The sequence below is a fragment of the Mycobacterium hackensackense genome, from assembly GCF_025822555.1.
Lineage (GTDB): Bacteria > Actinomycetota > Actinomycetes > Mycobacteriales > Mycobacteriaceae > Mycobacterium > Mycobacterium fluoranthenivorans.
Genome location: NZ_JACKUC010000038.1, coordinates 166,816 through 181,717 on the forward strand (window position 1 = coordinate 166,816; position 14,902 = coordinate 181,717).

At 66.7% G+C, this 14,902-nt stretch carries 15 protein-coding genes; 9 read left to right on the forward strand and 6 right to left on the reverse strand.

Annotation, left to right across the window (positions count from 1 at the left end; genetic code table 11):
• The first annotated feature begins 67 nt into the window (after positions 1 to 67).
• Positions 68 to 736 (forward strand): TetR/AcrR family transcriptional regulator, encoded by a 669-nt coding sequence (locus H7J86_RS29505; protein WP_267295293.1) that lies wholly within the window; start codon positions 68 to 70, stop codon positions 734 to 736.
• Positions 733 to 1,995, forward strand: coding sequence for a cytochrome P450 (locus H7J86_RS29510; protein WP_267295295.1), 1,263 nt, complete (start codon positions 733 to 735; stop codon positions 1,993 to 1,995). Before H7J86_RS29505 ends, H7J86_RS29510 begins: the two co-directional genes overlap by 4 nt.
• Positions 1,996 to 2,003: 8 nt before the next feature.
• Here the strand turns inward: H7J86_RS29510 and H7J86_RS29515 are convergent, their stop codons facing one another.
• Positions 2,004 to 2,390, reverse strand: a complete 387-nt coding sequence (locus tag H7J86_RS29515; protein WP_187095525.1) for a hypothetical protein — start codon at positions 2,388 to 2,390, stop codon at positions 2,004 to 2,006.
• 129 nt (positions 2,391 to 2,519) lie between these two features.
• On the opposite strand from H7J86_RS29515, the gene H7J86_RS29520 reads away from it, so the two are divergent.
• The 4 genes from H7J86_RS29520 to H7J86_RS29535 are packed head-to-tail and all read left to right on the forward strand — an operon-like array spanning position 2,520 to position 6,345.
• On the forward strand, positions 2,520 to 3,776 hold the full coding sequence (locus tag H7J86_RS29520; RefSeq protein WP_267295297.1) for a GTP cyclohydrolase II: 1,257 nt from the start codon (positions 2,520 to 2,522) through the stop codon (positions 3,774 to 3,776).
• Positions 3,777 to 3,796: 20 nt separating this feature from the next.
• Positions 3,797 to 4,975, forward strand: a complete 1,179-nt coding sequence (locus H7J86_RS29525; protein WP_090358188.1) for a URC4/urg3 family protein — start codon at positions 3,797 to 3,799, stop codon at positions 4,973 to 4,975.
• Positions 4,976 to 4,979: 4 nt separating this feature from the next.
• A complete protein-coding gene (upp, locus tag H7J86_RS29530) occupies positions 4,980 to 5,609 on the forward strand; it encodes a uracil phosphoribosyltransferase (protein ID WP_090357588.1) in 630 nt (209 codons plus the stop codon).
• A 13-nt stretch (positions 5,610 to 5,622) separates the two neighbouring features.
• Positions 5,623 to 6,345, forward strand: coding sequence for an SGNH/GDSL hydrolase family protein (locus H7J86_RS29535; RefSeq protein WP_267295299.1), 723 nt, complete (start codon positions 5,623 to 5,625; stop codon positions 6,343 to 6,345).
• A gap of 98 nt (positions 6,346 to 6,443) precedes the next feature.
• On the opposite strand, the gene H7J86_RS29540 is transcribed toward H7J86_RS29535, so the two are convergent.
• Positions 6,444 to 7,694 carry an LLM class flavin-dependent oxidoreductase gene (locus H7J86_RS29540; RefSeq protein WP_267295302.1) on the reverse strand — a complete coding sequence of 417 codons (1,251 nt, stop codon included), beginning with the start codon at positions 7,692 to 7,694 and terminating at the stop codon, positions 6,444 to 6,446.
• Positions 7,691 to 8,605 (reverse strand): MetQ/NlpA family ABC transporter substrate-binding protein, encoded by a 915-nt coding sequence (locus H7J86_RS29545; protein WP_267295304.1) that lies wholly within the window; start codon positions 8,603 to 8,605, stop codon positions 7,691 to 7,693. The genes H7J86_RS29540 and H7J86_RS29545 overlap by 4 nt, the downstream gene beginning before the upstream one ends.
• Before the next feature lie 133 nt (positions 8,606 to 8,738).
• Between H7J86_RS29545 and H7J86_RS29550 the strand changes: the two genes are divergently transcribed.
• The 3 genes from H7J86_RS29550 to H7J86_RS29560 are packed head-to-tail and all read left to right on the forward strand — an operon-like array spanning position 8,739 to position 11,382.
• Positions 8,739 to 9,749, forward strand: a complete 1,011-nt coding sequence (locus tag H7J86_RS29550) for a methionine ABC transporter ATP-binding protein (protein WP_090357596.1) — start codon at positions 8,739 to 8,741, stop codon at positions 9,747 to 9,749.
• Positions 9,746 to 10,477: a methionine ABC transporter permease gene (locus H7J86_RS29555; RefSeq protein ID WP_267295306.1), complete on the forward strand. Its 732-nt coding sequence runs from the start codon at positions 9,746 to 9,748 to the stop codon at positions 10,475 to 10,477. Before H7J86_RS29550 ends, H7J86_RS29555 begins: the two co-directional genes overlap by 4 nt.
• Positions 10,474 to 11,382 carry a MetQ/NlpA family ABC transporter substrate-binding protein gene (locus tag H7J86_RS29560; RefSeq protein WP_267295308.1) on the forward strand — a complete coding sequence of 303 codons (909 nt, stop codon included), beginning with the start codon at positions 10,474 to 10,476 and terminating at the stop codon, positions 11,380 to 11,382. Before H7J86_RS29555 ends, H7J86_RS29560 begins: the two co-directional genes overlap by 4 nt.
• Here the strand turns inward: H7J86_RS29560 and rox are convergent.
• The 3 genes from rox to H7J86_RS29575 all read right to left on the reverse strand — a co-directional run bounded on the left by rox (position 11,357) and on the right by H7J86_RS29575 (position 14,836).
• Positions 11,357 to 12,793, reverse strand: a complete 1,437-nt coding sequence (rox, locus tag H7J86_RS29565; protein WP_267295310.1) for a rifampin monooxygenase — start codon at positions 12,791 to 12,793, stop codon at positions 11,357 to 11,359. The genes H7J86_RS29560 and rox overlap by 26 nt on opposite strands.
• Before the next feature lie 89 nt (positions 12,794 to 12,882).
• Positions 12,883 to 13,356 carry a GNAT family N-acetyltransferase gene (locus tag H7J86_RS29570; RefSeq protein ID WP_267295312.1) on the reverse strand — a complete coding sequence of 158 codons (474 nt, stop codon included), beginning with the start codon at positions 13,354 to 13,356 and terminating at the stop codon, positions 12,883 to 12,885.
• A gap of 28 nt (positions 13,357 to 13,384) precedes the next feature.
• Positions 13,385 to 14,836: an LLM class flavin-dependent oxidoreductase gene (locus H7J86_RS29575; protein WP_267295314.1), complete on the reverse strand. Its 1,452-nt coding sequence runs from the start codon at positions 14,834 to 14,836 to the stop codon at positions 13,385 to 13,387.
• Between the last annotated feature and the right edge of the window lie 66 nt (positions 14,837 to 14,902).

Below are 14,902 nucleotides of genomic sequence, written 5' to 3' on the forward strand. Positions count from 1 at the left end.
AGCTTATGCGAGCCACTATAAGCTAACATCGTTAGCTTAGGCAAGTTTCCTGGAAGCGAGGTGCGCCATGGGCCGGCCCCGCGTGCCCCTGCTCAGCCGCGATCGAATCCGCGACGCCGCACTCGAGATGATCGATCTGGACGGCCTGGACGGCTTGTCGATGCGAAAGCTGGCCACAGTCCTCGGGGTGCAGGCCGCGTCGCTGTACAAGCACTACCCCACCAAGGACGACGTGCTCGACGACGTCGCCAGCCGAGTGGTCGGCGAGGTCCGGACCAGCGCATTCGACGAGGGTGCCGACTGGGCCGTGGGACTGGCCGACTGGGCGCGCTCCTACCGGACCGCCCTGGCCGCGCACCCCAATCTGGTGCCCTATCTCGCCGGCGGTATCGGCCAACGCGACGCAAGCCTTCGGATCGCCGACGTCGTACACGGTGGATTGGTGCGCGCGGGTTGGCCTCCGCGGGATGCGACCCTGATCGGTGCGGCGACCCGCTCACTGGTACTGGGCTCCACGGTCGGCTCCTTCTCCCGCGGATTCGCCGATGATGTGCAGGTTTATCGCGATCGCTACCCGCATATGAACCAGGCCCACCTGCTGCGCGGTAAGGCCGATGAAATCGACACGGCCAGCTTTGAATTGGCGCTCACATCCTTCATCGACGGGCTCGGGGCGCGCTTCGAGGCCATCGGGGAGCGCAGGCGCCGACGGCGCATGGCACCATGGGCGCCATGACGACGTTGACCGGTCACAGCGCCAGTGAGCATGGGAAGGTGTTGGCCGATCCGTCGGCCTACGCCGATGACGAACGACTGCACGCCAACCTGGCCTGGTTGCGCGCCAACGAACCGGTGGCATGGGTGGACAACCCGCCCTACCGCCCGTTCTGGGCGATCACCAAGCACGCCGACATCATGGCCATCGAGCGTGACAACACCCTGTTCGTCAGCGGACCCAGGCCGCTGCTGATGCCGGCGGGCAGTGACGACGCGCTCAAGGCCCAGCAGGAGGCGGGTATCGGATTGCGCACCCTGGTGCACATGGATGACCCGCACCACCGCGACATCCGCAAGATCGGTGCGGATTGGTTCCGGCCGAAAGCCATGCGCGACCTGAAGATTCGCGTCGACGAGCTGGCGAAGCGGTACGTCGACCTGATGCGCGACAACGGGCCGGAATGCGATTTCGTCACCGAGGTCGCGGTCAACTACCCGCTGTATGTGATCCTGTCCTTGCTCGGACTGCCCGAAGAGGACTTTCCGCGCATGCTCAAACTCACTCAGGAACTGTTCGGCGGCGACGATGCCGAGCACAAGCGCGGCGCCGGCGGAAGTGAAGACATCCTCGCGGTGCTCATGGATTTCTTCACCTACTTCGCGGCACTGACCGCCTCCCGGCGGGAGAACCCCACCGGCGATCTGGCCTCGGCCATCGCCAACGGCACCATTGACGGCCAGCCGCTGTCGGACATGGACACCGTCTCGTATTACGTGATCGTCGCCAGCGCCGGCCACGACACCACCAAGGACGCGATCTCCGGCGGCCTGCGCGCGTTGATCGACCACTCCGCCGAACTGGCCCGGCTGAAGGCAGACCCCGGCCTCCTGCCGACCGCCATCGAGGAGATGATCCGCTGGACCACCCCGGTCAAGGAGTTCATGCGGACCGCCACGGCCGACACCGAGGTCCGCGGCGTCCCGATCGCCGCCGGCGAATCGGTGTACCTGGCCTACGCGTCGGGCAATCGCGATGAGGAGGTCTTCGCCGATCCGTTCCGGTTCGACGTCGGCCGCGAACCGAACAAGCACGTGTCCTTCGGCTACGGAGTGCACTACTGTCTGGGCGCTGCGCTGGCCCGGATGGAGATGACCAGCCTGTTCGGCGAGCTACTCCCCCGGCTGGAATCGATCGAGTTGGCCGGCCCGCCTGAGCTGTCGGCCACCACCTTCGTCGGTGGCCTCAAGCATCTGCCCATCCGGTACTCGCTGCGCTGAGCGCGCGGTCAGCTCCGGTCCTCGGAAGACCGGCCGGTGAACTTGCCGAGCCGGGACACCCCGGGGATGTTGGACAGCATCCGGAACACCTCGTTACCCGTGGCGACCAGGGCCTCCAACTGCGGAAGTAGACGATCGAGGGTCCGGAACATCGGATCGGCCATCGCCAGATAACGCTCGGTGCGGTCGATCGTGGTGTTCAGCCGCTCGGTCGCGACGGCCAGATTCTCGATGAGATCGGGAAGTTGTGCGGCAAGCTGGACCGAAGCGGGCGGGATGCGCATCGCCCCGCTGGCCACCGCTTGCGCCGCCTCGACCGCGGACTGGGCGGAGTCGACCGCAGCCTGTGCCGCGGCCCGCAAATCGCCCGGTGTCGGTATCTTCTGACTGCTCATAGGGCAACTGTGCCGCAGGTCGGGCGCACTGTCAGCGGTATCACCCCTTATCGCCCGGCGCTGCTCACGCCGAGTCGCTAAGCTGGCGCCTTCCCAGCCGTGCGCACCGGGGCGAGCAAAGGAGCGAGGATGGCCGACACCGTCACACCCAAGCCCGGTCACATCCGCCTGACCTCGCACAGCGGCGGTTCGGGTGCACTGCCGATCCGCTGGGGCGCACCGACCGCGGCGCAGCGCGGACCCGTCGTGGGCACCACCAGCACCCGGGCACACCGCAATGTCGTCGGTACACACAGCGGCTCCTACAGCGTCTACCGTGCCCTGGCCGTGGCCGCCGGTGCACTCTCGCGGGCCCATCGCGCCGACCTGACCAACACGTCGCCCACCGATGCGATCGGCCCGTACCCGCAGTGGGGTGACCCGGACAAGATCGTCAGCCTCGACCCGTGGGGCGCCACCGTGGCCGATGCCTTCGCGACCGAGTTGGCCGCGGGCGTCGACATCCGACCCACGATCGCCGTGACCAAGGCGCACGTGATCCTGCCGGAGATCGCCGAGGCCATCGCCAAGGGCAGGTTGCGCCCGGATGGCCGGTATCTCCTGGACGGCGGGGCGGCCTTGGTGACCAAGGCCGCCCTGGAACCGGTGTGGCACCTGCCGGGTGTGGCAGCCCGATTCGGCTGTAGCGAAACCGATCTGCGCAGAGTGCTCTTCGAGGAGACCGGCGGGATGTATCCCGAGTTGGTCACCCGCAGCGATCTCGAGGTCTTCCTGCCGCCCATCGGCGGGCAGACCGTGTACATCTTCGGCGCTGCACAGGATCTCGCCGATCCCTCGGTGGAACTGACCGCCCGTGTGCACGATGAGTGCAACGGTTCCGATGTGTTCGGTTCCGACATCTGTACCTGCCGGCCCTACCTCACGCATGCCATCGAGGAATGCATCCTGGGCGCACAGCGCGGGGGCGTCGGACTGGTCGCCTATTCCCGCAAGGAGGGCCGCGCACTCGGCGAGGTCACCAAGTTCCTCGTCTACAACGCGCGTAAACGTCAGGAGGGCGGTGACACCGCCGACCAGTACTTCGCTCGCACCGAATGCGTTGCCGGCGTGCAGGACATGCGCTTTCAAGAACTGATGCCCGATGTGCTGCACTGGTTGGGTGTCCGCAAGATCCACCGTCTGGTGTCCATGAGCAATATGAAGTACGACGCGATCACCGGCTCCGGTATCGAGGTCGGCGAACGCGTCAACATCCCCGACAAACTGGTACCCGCGGACGCCAGGGTGGAGATCGACGCGAAGATGGCGGCCGGCTACTTCACCCCCGGTGACGTTCCCGATGCCGACGCGCTGAAGAACGTCAAGGGCCGGGGCCTCGAGGCGTGAGCGAAGCTTGCGAGCGAACCATCGTGAGTAGCACCGATCCCGTTGCCGAGCTGCGCACCACCGCGGCGATCCGGGCTCGAGCGCGTTTCCTGCTGGAGCGCGCACGTGCGGGCGACTCGGCGTGGTTCGACGTCGACGACGATGCGTTGCCCGCCACCGCCACCGAGGTCGCCGCGGTCACCCGCAGCCGTTACCCCGAACTGGATGTGCCCTTCCACAGCAGGTGGCGTCATTTCGAGGCCGGCGGGGTGGACCGCCGCGCCGATCTGGATGCGCGCGCGATGATCGATCTGACGGTGGTCAGTGTGCTGCTCGATGCGGGAGCCGGACCGCGGTGGCGCTATGCCGAGGATGCCAGCGGGCTGTCGTTCGCCCGGTCCGAGGGCTTGGGTGTGGCCAGCTGGCACGCGTTCACCGATGGCCTGTTCTCCACCGACCCCGAGCAGCCGTTGCGCGTCGACGCCGCCGGCCTGCGTGCGGTGACACCGGAATTGCTCGCGGGTGCCTTCCAGGTCACCAGCGCCAATCCGCTGGTCGGGCTCGAGGGCAGGGCCCAGCTGCTGCGTCGGCTCGGTGACACGCTGGCCGCAGATCCGGCGGTGTTCGGGCCCGACGGCCGCCCGGGCGGCATGTTCGATGTGCTCGTCGGCCGGGATGATGCGGTGTCCGCACACGCCATCTTGTCCCTGCTGTTGTCGTCCCTCTCGGGTATCTGGTTGACCGGCAACATGATCGGCGGGCAGCCACTCGGCGACGTGTGGCCGCACCCCGCGGTGCCCGGCGCCGGACCCAGTGCCGGGTGGATGCCGTTTCACAAGTTGTCGCAATGGCTGACCTACTCGCTGCTGGAGCCGTTCGGATGGGCCGGCGTCACCGTCACCGGGATCGACGAGCTGACCGGTCTGCCCGAATACCGCAACGGCGGCCTGCTGCTGGACACCGGAGTGCTCCGGCTGCGTGATCCGGATGCGGCGCAACGCGAATGGGCGGTCGATGACGAACTGGTGGTGGAATGGCGTGCGCTGACCGTCGCCCTGCTGGACGAACTGGCGCCGCTGGTGCGCACGGAACTGGGTGCGGATGTTCCGCTGGCCTGCGTGTTGGAGGGCGGTACCTGGCAAGCGGGCCGCGCCACCGCGGGCCGACTACGAAACGGCCTGCCACCACTGACCATCACCAGCGACGGGACGGTGTTCTGAAGAGATGACCGATGTACACGTGGTCGACCATCCCCTGGTGCAGCACAAGCTGACGCTGCTGCGGAGAAAAGACGCGTCCACCAACAGCTTCCGCACTCTGTTGCACGAGATCTCGATGCTCATGACCTACGACGTGCTGCGCGACATCCCGACTCAGGAGGTCGACGTCGAGACACCTCTGGAGATGACGACCGGGCGGGTCATCGACGGTAAGAAGCTGGTGTTCGTGTCGATCCTGCGGGCCGGCAGCGGCATTCTGGACGGCATGCTGGAGGTGGTGCCCGGCGCCCGCGTGGGTCATATCGGTCTGTACCGCGATCCGAAAACGCATATCGCCGTGGAGTATTACTTCAAGATGCCCAGCGACCTCCACGAGCGCGACGTGGTGCTGGTGGATCCGATGCTGGCCACCGGTAACTCGGCGGTGGCGGCGGTGGAGCGACTCAAGGAACACTCCCCCAAGTCCATCAAGTTCGTCTGCCTGCTCACCTGCCCGGAGGGCATCGCCGCCCTGCACGAAGCGCATCCCGATGTGCAGATCTTCACCGCCGCCGTCGACCGCGCACTCGACGAGCACGGCTACATCGTGCCGGGCGTCGGTGATGCCGGGGACCGCATCTTCGGAACCAAGTGAGCGCCGGCGCACCATGACCACCCGGCTGATGTGCCTCGGCGACAGCAACACCACCGGCGACTACGGGGTGAGCTACGTGGGGATGCTGGCACAACGTCTGGCGGGCGCCGATGTCACGGTGACCGGATCGGGCGTGAACGGTGAAGTGTCCTACGGGCTGGTGCAACGCCTCGATCCGGTGATCGACCAACAGCCCACGGCGATCACGGTGCTGATCGGTACCAATGACGCCTGGGGAACCCTGAGCGACGCCAACGCCCGTCAGGTCGTGAAACGGTGTGAGTTGCCGTATGCGCCCAGCGCGCCGCGCTTTCGGGAACATCTCGCGTCGATCGTGGCGCGTCTGCAGTCGGCCACCGATGCACGCATCGCGGTGCTCTCACCACCTGTCCTCGGGCAGCAACTGGACTCCGCCGCGGCCCACACCGGCCGTGAGTTCGCCGAGATCGTCGCGGACACCGCCCGAGAGTACGGTGTCACGTATCTCCCGTTGTTCGAGCGCCAGTGTGAGCAGCTGCGCAACAGCGACGCCGACCCGATACCGCTGAGGACAGGCGAGCGCGAGTGGTATTCGGCTGTGCTGCAGCACGTTCTGCTGCGCCGATCCTACGACCGCATCTCCGAACGACGCGGCCTGCTGCTGACCACCGACCACGTGCACCAGAACAGCCGCGGTGCCGGCATGATCGCCGACCTCATCGAACAGTTCGTCAAGGACGGGGTCACAGACCACTAGCCCGCCGGGTCGGCGTGGCGCGGCGATCAGGCACCCGTTCCAGCCCGAGATGGCCGCGCAAGGTGATGTGGCGATACTCCCGGCGGAACAATCCCCGATCACGCAGGATCGGGATGACGTGATCGACGAAAAAGTTCGAGGCCGGACGGGAAGACGTCGGGCATCAGGTTGAAACCGTCCACCGCACCTGCGACGAACCACTCCTCGATGGCATCGGCGATCTGTTCGGGGGATCCGACCACCAGCCGGTGCCAGGTGATCACCCGGTCGAGAAGTTGCCGCACCGTCAGATTCTCTCGGCGGGCCAGGTTCACCACGATATCGCGGGCCCCCTGGGAGCCGACGGTCGTCTCGGCGCCGTCGATCAGCCACTGCGGCAACGGCTTGTCCCATTCCAGCTCGGCCGCATTCACGCTGAGCTGTCCGGCCAGGTGCGCCAGCCGGCGCTCCCCGGCCAGCTCGTTGAGCTCACGGTGGCGCCGGTGTGCTTCCTCCTCGGTACTGCCCAGCACGAAGGACAATCCCGGCATGATCCTGATGGCGTCACGCGGGCGTCCGTAGGCGACGCTGCGGGACCGCAGTTCCTCGGCATTGCGCAGCGCGTCCGGTAATGAGGCCTGCGCGGCGAACACGCCGTCGGCGTAGCGGGCGGCGAGATCCAACCCGCCCGCAGAGCCCCCGGCCTGGAACAGCACCGGGTGCCCCTGCGGGGAGCGTGGCAAGGTCAGCGGCCCATCCACGGAGAAGAACTCCCCACGGTGGTCGATGGTGTTGATCGACCCGATCCGGCTGAAGGCGCCGGTGCGCTTGTCGGCGAGCACGGCATCGTCATCCCAGGAATCCCAGAGTGCCCGCACGATATCGACGAACTCCGCTGCGCGACGGTATCTCTGGTCCCGAGGCGGCTGGGCCGACGTGCCGCCGGCGCGACCGAAGTTGTTCCAGGCGTACGGATCGCTACTGGTGACCACGTTCCACGCCACCCGGCCGCGGCTCAGATGATCCAGCGAGGCGAAACGGCGTGCCAGATTGTAGGGCTCTTCGAACGAGGTGGACACGGTGCCGATCAGGCCCAGGTGCGTCGTCACCGAGGCCAGCGTCGACAGCAGCACAATCGGGTCGAGTGCGAGCGGCGGAGCCACCAGCGGTTCACCGGGCGGTTGGAACAGCGATGGGCTGTCGGCCAGGAACAGCGCATCCAGCGTGCCGCGCTCGGCGGTGCGCGCCAGGTTGATCCAGTACGCCGGATCGGTGAACCAATGCGGGTCCGCGGACGGGTGCTGCCACGCTGCCGGATGCATCCCGTCCGACAGCACATTCAGCCCGAAGTGCAGTTCACGGTTCGTCATGCCGGATTGCCGGGCAGCGCCAGCTTCTTCACCTCGGGATCGTTCGCGATGAAGGTCTGCACCCGCGGGTCCTTGAACGCCTTGATCAGATTCTGGATGTTGGCGGTGTCGATGTAGTCGCTGCCGACCGTCAGCACCGAGGCGAACTCATCGGGCGACTTCGGGGCGAAGATCAGCTTGTCCTCCGAGACACCGGCCGCAAGAAACGATTCGGCGTAGCCGACGATGGCATCGAGGTCGGGCAACGCCCGGGGCTGAGCCCCGAAGTCGAGCAGGGTGAACTTCAGATTCTTGGGATTGGTGGCGATGTCCTTCTGCGTCAGCGCCGTGACGTCCGCACCGGGCCGCAAGGTGATCAACCCGGCTTGCGCCAGATACCAGATGCCCTGCGCGTTGTTGGCGGGGTCGGCCAGCAGCGAGACCGTCGCACCGTCCGGCAGATCCTGCACGTTCTTGTACTTGTCGGACCAGATCCCGAACACCCAGTGGAAGAACGGACCGGTCGCGGCCTGCTCCTTGAACCCGGGATTGGCGTCGAGTACCTGCTGCAGCCAGTGCCGATGCTGGAATATCGTGCCGGCGTATCTGCCGTCATTGATGGCGCTGTTGATCTGGGTGCTGTCCCCGAGTCCGACGGAGGCAACTTTCACGTCGTAATCGGGGGCGACGTGCTCGCCGATGTAGTCGATGATCGCCTTCTCGGCGGGGTTGGAGTCGAGGTACACCACCTGCAGCGTGGCACCGGCGGTCTCGTTGGGCGACTGAGTTCCGTTGTGACGGAACAGCACGAAGTATCCGGCGACGGCCAGCACCACCGCGACGGCAAGGGCGATGAGGGGCCACTTCCGGCGCCTCTGCAGGGTGAACCCGTGCGAGGTGTCGGTGCCGGCTTCAGATTCGTCGATGCTCATAACGCACCGAGTGTCACGGGCTGGTGGTTCAGCTTCAATGATTCCGCTCAGCCTGGCGCCAATCGGGTTGGGCTGGGCTCACCGTGAGTGCAAAGGTGTCCCAGCGTATTCCGTTCTGACAGGGTCGACGCTCATGATCGAACTCACCGACGTCACCAAGGTCTACGGCCGTGGTGAGCAGCGCACGGTGGTGCTGGATCGGATCAACTTCCGTGTGGACGCCGGCGAGATCCTCGCCGTGGTGGGTCCCAGCGGGGCCGGCAAAAGCACCCTGGCGCAATGTATCAACCTGCTGACACCGCCGAGCTCCGGTGCTGTGGTGGTCAACGGCGAAGACCTCACCACCCTGTCGGACCGTAAGCTGCGCGTCGCCCGCCGCCGGATCGGCACCGTCTTCCAGTCCTCGGGTCTACTGGAACGGCGCACCGCAGCCGAGAACGTCGCCCTGCCCTTGGAATACCTCGGGGTCACCACGGCCGAGGCACAGAAGCGCGTCGCCGAACTGCTCGACCGCGTGGGCCTGTCGCAGCGCGCCCAGCACTATCCGTTCCAGCTGTCCGGCGGTCAGCGTCAACGCGTGGGCATCGCGCGGGCCCTCGCGCTACGACCCTCGGTGCTGCTCTCCGATGAGGCCACCGCCGGCCTGGACCCCACCACCACGACGTCAGTGGTCGAGCTGCTGCGGGAACTGCGCGACGACTTGAATCTGTCGATCGTGTTCATCACCCACGAGATGGACACGGTGCTCAAGATCGCCGATTCGGTGGCCCGGCTGGAGCACGGAACCATCGCCGAATCAGGTCGGTTGATCGATCTGCTCACCGACCCGGAATCTGCGTTGGGAGCCGAACTGCGGCCACACCGCGTCGACGCCACACCGGCTGCCGGACAACAGGTGTGGCACGTGGTGTACGACGCACCCGATGTGCCCGCGGATTGGATCGGGCGTGCCTCGAGCGAACTGGGCGTGCCGGTGGCCGTGCTCGGCGCGTCGGTCCAGGTTGTCGCCGGCGTCACCGTCGGCGGCGCCACGCTCGGCATCCCGGCCGACCTCGGGACGCGGGTCCCCGGCGTGCTGGCCCGTTTCGGACTGGCGGTCAGCACCGATGCCGGTACCGACCGCGAGCTGGAGGTGGTGGCGTGACCGAAACCCTGCTGGCCAATACGAAAGTCCCGTTCGACGAGCTGCCCGGCCTGCTCTTCCCCGCCCTGCTGGACACCCTCATCATGGTCGGGATCGTGATGTCGATCGTGGTGCTGGTGGGAGTCCCGCTGGGCGCGCTGATCCACAATCTGGCGCCGGGCGGATTGTTCGAGAACCCGGCGCTGCACACCACGTTGGGCTGGGTCATCAGTATCGGACGGTCCCTGCCGTTCCTCATCCTGATGGCGGCCATCATGCCGTTCACCCGCTTCATCACCGGGACGAACATCGGCATCGCCGCGGCGGTGGTGCCCATGTCGCTTGCCGGCATCGCGTTCTTCACCAGGATCGTGGAGAACTCGCTTCGTTCGGTGCCGCCCGCCGTGGTGCAGGTCGCCAGAGCCTCGGGCGGTTCCCGGCTGCAGATCATCCGCACCACGCAACTCAGCGAGGCGGTGCCGTCCATCATCGGCGGCCTGACCATCAATGTCATCGCGATGATCGAATACTCGGCCATCGCCGGCACCATCGGTGCCGGCGGAATCGGCTATGTCGCAGTCACATACGGTTACCAGCGCTTCGACCAGGGCGTCATGCTGGCCACCATCGTCATCCTCGTCATCACCGTCGCGCTGGTTCAGCTGACCGGCGACGCCTTGGTCCGTTTCACCACCCCACACCGCCGGGCGCACAACGCTGCGCCCCTGCGCCGAAAGGTCCCCGCATGACCACCACACCCACCTCCGACACCGCGCCGGACCAGGACGACCACGGATTCGAACTCAAACGCAACTCGAAGTGGGTCTGGATCGCGCTCGCCCTGGCGATCGTCATCGTCGGCGCCGTCATCGTGCGCTATGCGTTCTTCAACGAGACGAAGTCCGCCAACGAAATTCCCGGTGCGACCCTGGTGGTCGCCACCAACGAGGGCAACGCGGCCGAGCAGGCGCTGATCGAATACATCGGTAAGGAGGTCGCGCCGCGGCACGGGATCAAGGTCGCGTTCCGCGGATTGTCCGACAGCAACACCATCAACCGGGCGGTCAACGACGGCGAGGTCGCGGGCACGGTGTATCAGCACAAGCTCTGGCTGGGCCAGGTGCTCGAAGCCAACCCCGACTTCCGGGAAACCGCGGCCACCCCGGTGTTCCGGTGGGGCTTCGGCATCTGGTCGGACAAGTACACCGACGTGTCCCAGCTGCCCGACGGAGCCAACGTCTCGCTGTACTCCGATCCGGCCAACGAAGCCCAGGGCCTGTGGCTGCTGGAACGGGCCGGGCTGATCACGCTGAAACCCGGTGTGGACAAATGGCAGGCAACGCAGAAGGACATCGAGGGCAACCCGAAGCACCTGAAATTCACCCTCCTGGACTTCGCCGCACAATCTCGCTCGCTGCCCGACCTGGACGCCGCGGTCGGCTACACCGAGTACTACCTGGCCGCGAAGGTGCCGCTCACACAGCAGATCTTCGCTCCCCCGGCGCCGGACGAATTCGCCGGGCAGCTCACCGTCGGTACCAAGTGGGCAGACACCGAGAACATCAAGAAGCTGGTCCAGACGTTCAAAGATCCGGCGGTGCAACAGTTCCTGGCCACCGATCCGAGCGTCAAGAACATCCTGCTGCCGCTGTAGGCGCGCCGAACCAGGCCGACAACCGGTCCGCGAGGCCTCGCTGGTCATCACCGGACCACACGATGTGGCCGTCCGGTCGGAGCAGCACGGCTGCGGTGTCCAACTCCGGGCAACCGGCGCTGACGTGGTCTACCCGGTCGGCCCATCCGGCCACCGACAGTCGGCCGGTCTGGTCCAACAGCAGTCCGCGACCGGCGTGCGTCAAGGCGTACAGGCGGGAGCAGCCCACCGGCATATCGCGCAGCCGGCGACCCCAGCGAGCGTCCCCGACGTCGTACCGGATACCGATGGCGGTGATCTTCTCGACGAGGTGGCGGTTCACCTGGTCGAAGTCCATCAGCTCCGAGATCAGCCGGCGCACCGCCTGCGGCCCGGGCGCGGTGGCCATCAACTCCATCTGGGCGCGGGAGTTGTTCAGCACATCGGCGGCCACCGGGTGCCGTTCGTCGTGGTAGCTGTCGAGCAACCCGGCCGGCGCCCACCCGTTGATCTCCGCGGCGAGCTTCCAGCCCAGGTTGAAGGCATCCTGCAGGCCGAGGTTGAGGCCCTGACCGCCGGCCGGCGGGTGGATGTGGGCGGCATCGCCGGCGAGGAAGACACGCGCCGACCGGTAGCGTTCGGCCAGCCGGGTGGCGTCTCCGAAGCGCGACAGCCACCGCGGTGAATTCGCGCCGAAATCGGTCCCGGCGGTGACCCGTAACTGCTGCCGGAACTCATCGAGCGTGGGCGGGACGGCGCGGTCATCGGTCAGACCGTCGGCGGGCACCACCACCCGGTAGAAACCGTCTCCCAGCGGGCCGGCGCCGAAACGCTTCTGGGTCTGCCGGATCCGGTCGACCGTGGCGAGGATGCTCTCCGGGTCGGCCGACAGCCGCATCTCGCCCAACAGTGTCTCGGCGGTGGCGGGTTCGCCGGGAAAGTTGATCCCTGTCAGCGTGCGCACCGTGCTACGGCCACCGTCGCAGCCGACGAGGAACCGGGCGCGCAGTTGCTCACCACCGGTCAGATCGACCGTCACCCCGTCGGCATCCTGGTGCAGGCCGACGAGTTCGGCACCTCGGCGCAAGTCCGCGCCGAGGTGCAGGGCGTGCGCGGTCAGCAGCCGTTCGACGAGCGGCTGCGGTATGCCGAGTGTGTAGGGGTGGGCGGTGTCCAACCCGCTGGGTGCCGGCTTGTCCATGGCGGCGAAGAAGCCGCCCACCGGGTGTGTGCGCCCGTGCTCCAGAAAGGGTTCCAGCATGCCCCGTTGATCCAGGATCTCGCTGCTGCGCACGTGCAGCCCCAAGGCACGCACCACCGAGGTGGGTTCGGTCGCCTTGTCCAGCATCAGAACCTGCACTCCGTGTCGGCGCAGCTCGGCGGCCAACATCAGTCCGGTCGGCCCGGCACCGGCGATGATTACGTCAAACATCAAATCCCCCAATCCAATCGGTCTGCTCACAGCCTTGGATGGACGATTGTGCGGCATACCCCGGGTCTTGCGGCAAGCCCCGGGGTGAGCTATATCTTGAAAGGGGCAGGGGAAATCTTCTTGCGGAAGTAGACGCGGTGATAGCCGTCCTCGGTCCGGCGCCCCGTTTCCTGATAGCCCCGCCGAGGGTAGTACGTCAGGTTCTCCGACATGGCCTCATTGGTATAGAGCCGCACCTCGCTGAGCCCGAGTTCGCGAGCATCCGACTCGGCCCGATCGAGCAGCCGGGCACCGTGACCGCGTCCCCGCGCGGCGGGGTCCACGGCGATGGTGTCGACCAACACATGGTCGGCATGGTGCTCGAGCACCAGCACCGCGTCCAGGCGGCCGTCGTCTTCGATCGCCCATACCAATGAATCATTCAGTGCCGCAGTAAAATCCACATCCATCGGCGCAGGGCGGCGGCCCATCCGCTCGACGTACGGGGCGAATGCCACTGCGATCAGGCGGTGCACCGCGGCATGATCGGCGCCGGTGGCCCGGCGGAGGCGTGCAGCGTCCACCGGGCCAGCCTACGGCGCCGCGGTGCGACTAGCGGCCGCGAGTCGGTTGCGAGGCCACCGATGCCGACGACGACGGCAGGGTCGACGGCCGTTCGATGATCGTCGAATTCTTCCCGCCGACCCGGTAACTGGCGCCGCGGTGCTCCTGCGGCAGCCGGTCTCCCCTGCCGAGCAGCTTGTGGCGCAGGGTTCCCGGCGTGTATTCGGCCTGGTAAGCGCCGCGCGCGGTGAGCTCGGGGATCACGTGATCGACGATATCGACGAACGATCCCGGCGTGATCGCGTAGGCGAAGTTGAAACCGTCCACGTCGGTCTCATCAACCCACTCCTGCAACGAATCCGCCACGTGCGCACCGGATCCCACGAACCGTGGGCCCAGTCCACCGATCTTGCCCCACTCGGCGATATCTTTGATCTGCCACTCCCGGCCGTCGGGATCGGCGGACTGGAACGCCGCCACCGCCGACAGGATGGCGTTCGAGTCGACGTTGCCCACCGGCTCGTCGAACCCGTAACGCGCCAGGTCGACGCCCATCCAGCCGGACATGAACGTCAGCGCGCCTTCCGGGTCGCCGTAGGACAGGTACTCGGCGTGTTTGGCGTGCGCCTCCTCGTCGGTGGCCGCGGTGACCACGGTCGACAGGTTGAAGATCTTCACCGCGTACGGATCGCGGCCGGCGATCTCGAGCTCGCGCCGGATGGTCGTCACGGTCTCGCGCAGGATGGCCTTCGTCGGCGCCGCGGTGAAGATGGCCTCGGCGTTCTCGGCGGCGAACCGGACCCCGCGTGGTGAAGAACCGGCCTGATAGATGACCGGCGTGCGCTGCGGTGAGGGTTCTGAGAGATGCACCCCGGGAACACTGAAATGCGTTCCCTCATGGCCGATATGGTGCACCTTGCTCGGGTCGGTGAACACGCCGCGGTCCTTGTCGCGGACGACGGCGTCGTCCTCCCACGACCCCTCCCACAACTTGTAGAGCACCTCGAGGTACTCGTCGGCGTGGTCGTAACGGGCATCGTGCGCGGGCTGATCGGTCTGTCCCATGTTGCGGGCGGCCGCGGGCAGGTAGCCGGTGACGACATTCCAGCCGATGCGACCCTTGGTGAGGTGATCCAGCGTCGACAGCCGGCGGGCGAACGGGTACGGATGCTCGAAGCCGGTGCCGGTGGTGATACCGAAGCCCAGGTCTCGGGTCACCAGGGCCATGGCCGACACGAGCAGCAGCGGGTCGTTCACCGGGATCTGCGCGGCCTGACGGATGGCCGCCTCATCGCTGGCACCGTAGATGTCATAGGTGCCCAGTACGTCCGCGATGAACAGTCCGTCGAACCTTCCACGCTCCAGCAGCTTGGCGAGCTCGGTCCAGTATTCGAGGTCCTTGTACTGCGCGGACTGGTCGTCGGGATGTTTCCACAGGCCAGGCGACTGGTGGGCGACACAGTTCATGTCGAAGGCGTTGAAGCGGATTACGCGGGTCACCCGAGCAGCCTTCCCGGCGCCGGCGGACTCGTCACCGGTTGCGTTCAGCGTGCGTTAATGGCCACG

Excerpts from the sequence above, each read along its gene's own strand:
- H7J86_RS29505 (WP_267295293.1), top strand. The coding sequence starts at position 68 with ATGGGCCGGCCCCGCGTGCCCCTGCTCAGCCGCGATCGAATCCGCGAC.
- H7J86_RS29510 (WP_267295295.1), top strand. The coding sequence starts at position 733 with ATGACGACGTTGACCGGTCACAGCGCCAGTGAGCATGGGAAGGTGTTG.
- H7J86_RS29515 (WP_187095525.1), bottom strand. The coding sequence starts at position 2,390 with ATGAGCAGTCAGAAGATACCGACACCGGGCGATTTGCGGGCCGCGGCA.
- H7J86_RS29520 (WP_267295297.1), top strand. The coding sequence starts at position 2,520 with ATGGCCGACACCGTCACACCCAAGCCCGGTCACATCCGCCTGACCTCG.
- upp (WP_090357588.1), top strand. The coding sequence starts at position 4,980 with ATGACCGATGTACACGTGGTCGACCATCCCCTGGTGCAGCACAAGCTG.
- H7J86_RS29535 (WP_267295299.1), top strand. The coding sequence starts at position 5,623 with ATGACCACCCGGCTGATGTGCCTCGGCGACAGCAACACCACCGGCGAC.
- H7J86_RS29540 (WP_267295302.1), bottom strand. The coding sequence starts at position 7,694 with ATGACGAACCGTGAACTGCACTTCGGGCTGAATGTGCTGTCGGACGGG.
- H7J86_RS29545 (WP_267295304.1), bottom strand. The coding sequence starts at position 8,605 with ATGAGCATCGACGAATCTGAAGCCGGCACCGACACCTCGCACGGGTTC.
- H7J86_RS29550 (WP_090357596.1), top strand. The coding sequence starts at position 8,739 with ATGATCGAACTCACCGACGTCACCAAGGTCTACGGCCGTGGTGAGCAG.
- H7J86_RS29560 (WP_267295308.1), top strand. The coding sequence starts at position 10,474 with ATGACCACCACACCCACCTCCGACACCGCGCCGGACCAGGACGACCAC.
- rox (WP_267295310.1), bottom strand. The coding sequence starts at position 12,793 with ATGTTTGACGTAATCATCGCCGGTGCCGGGCCGACCGGACTGATGTTG.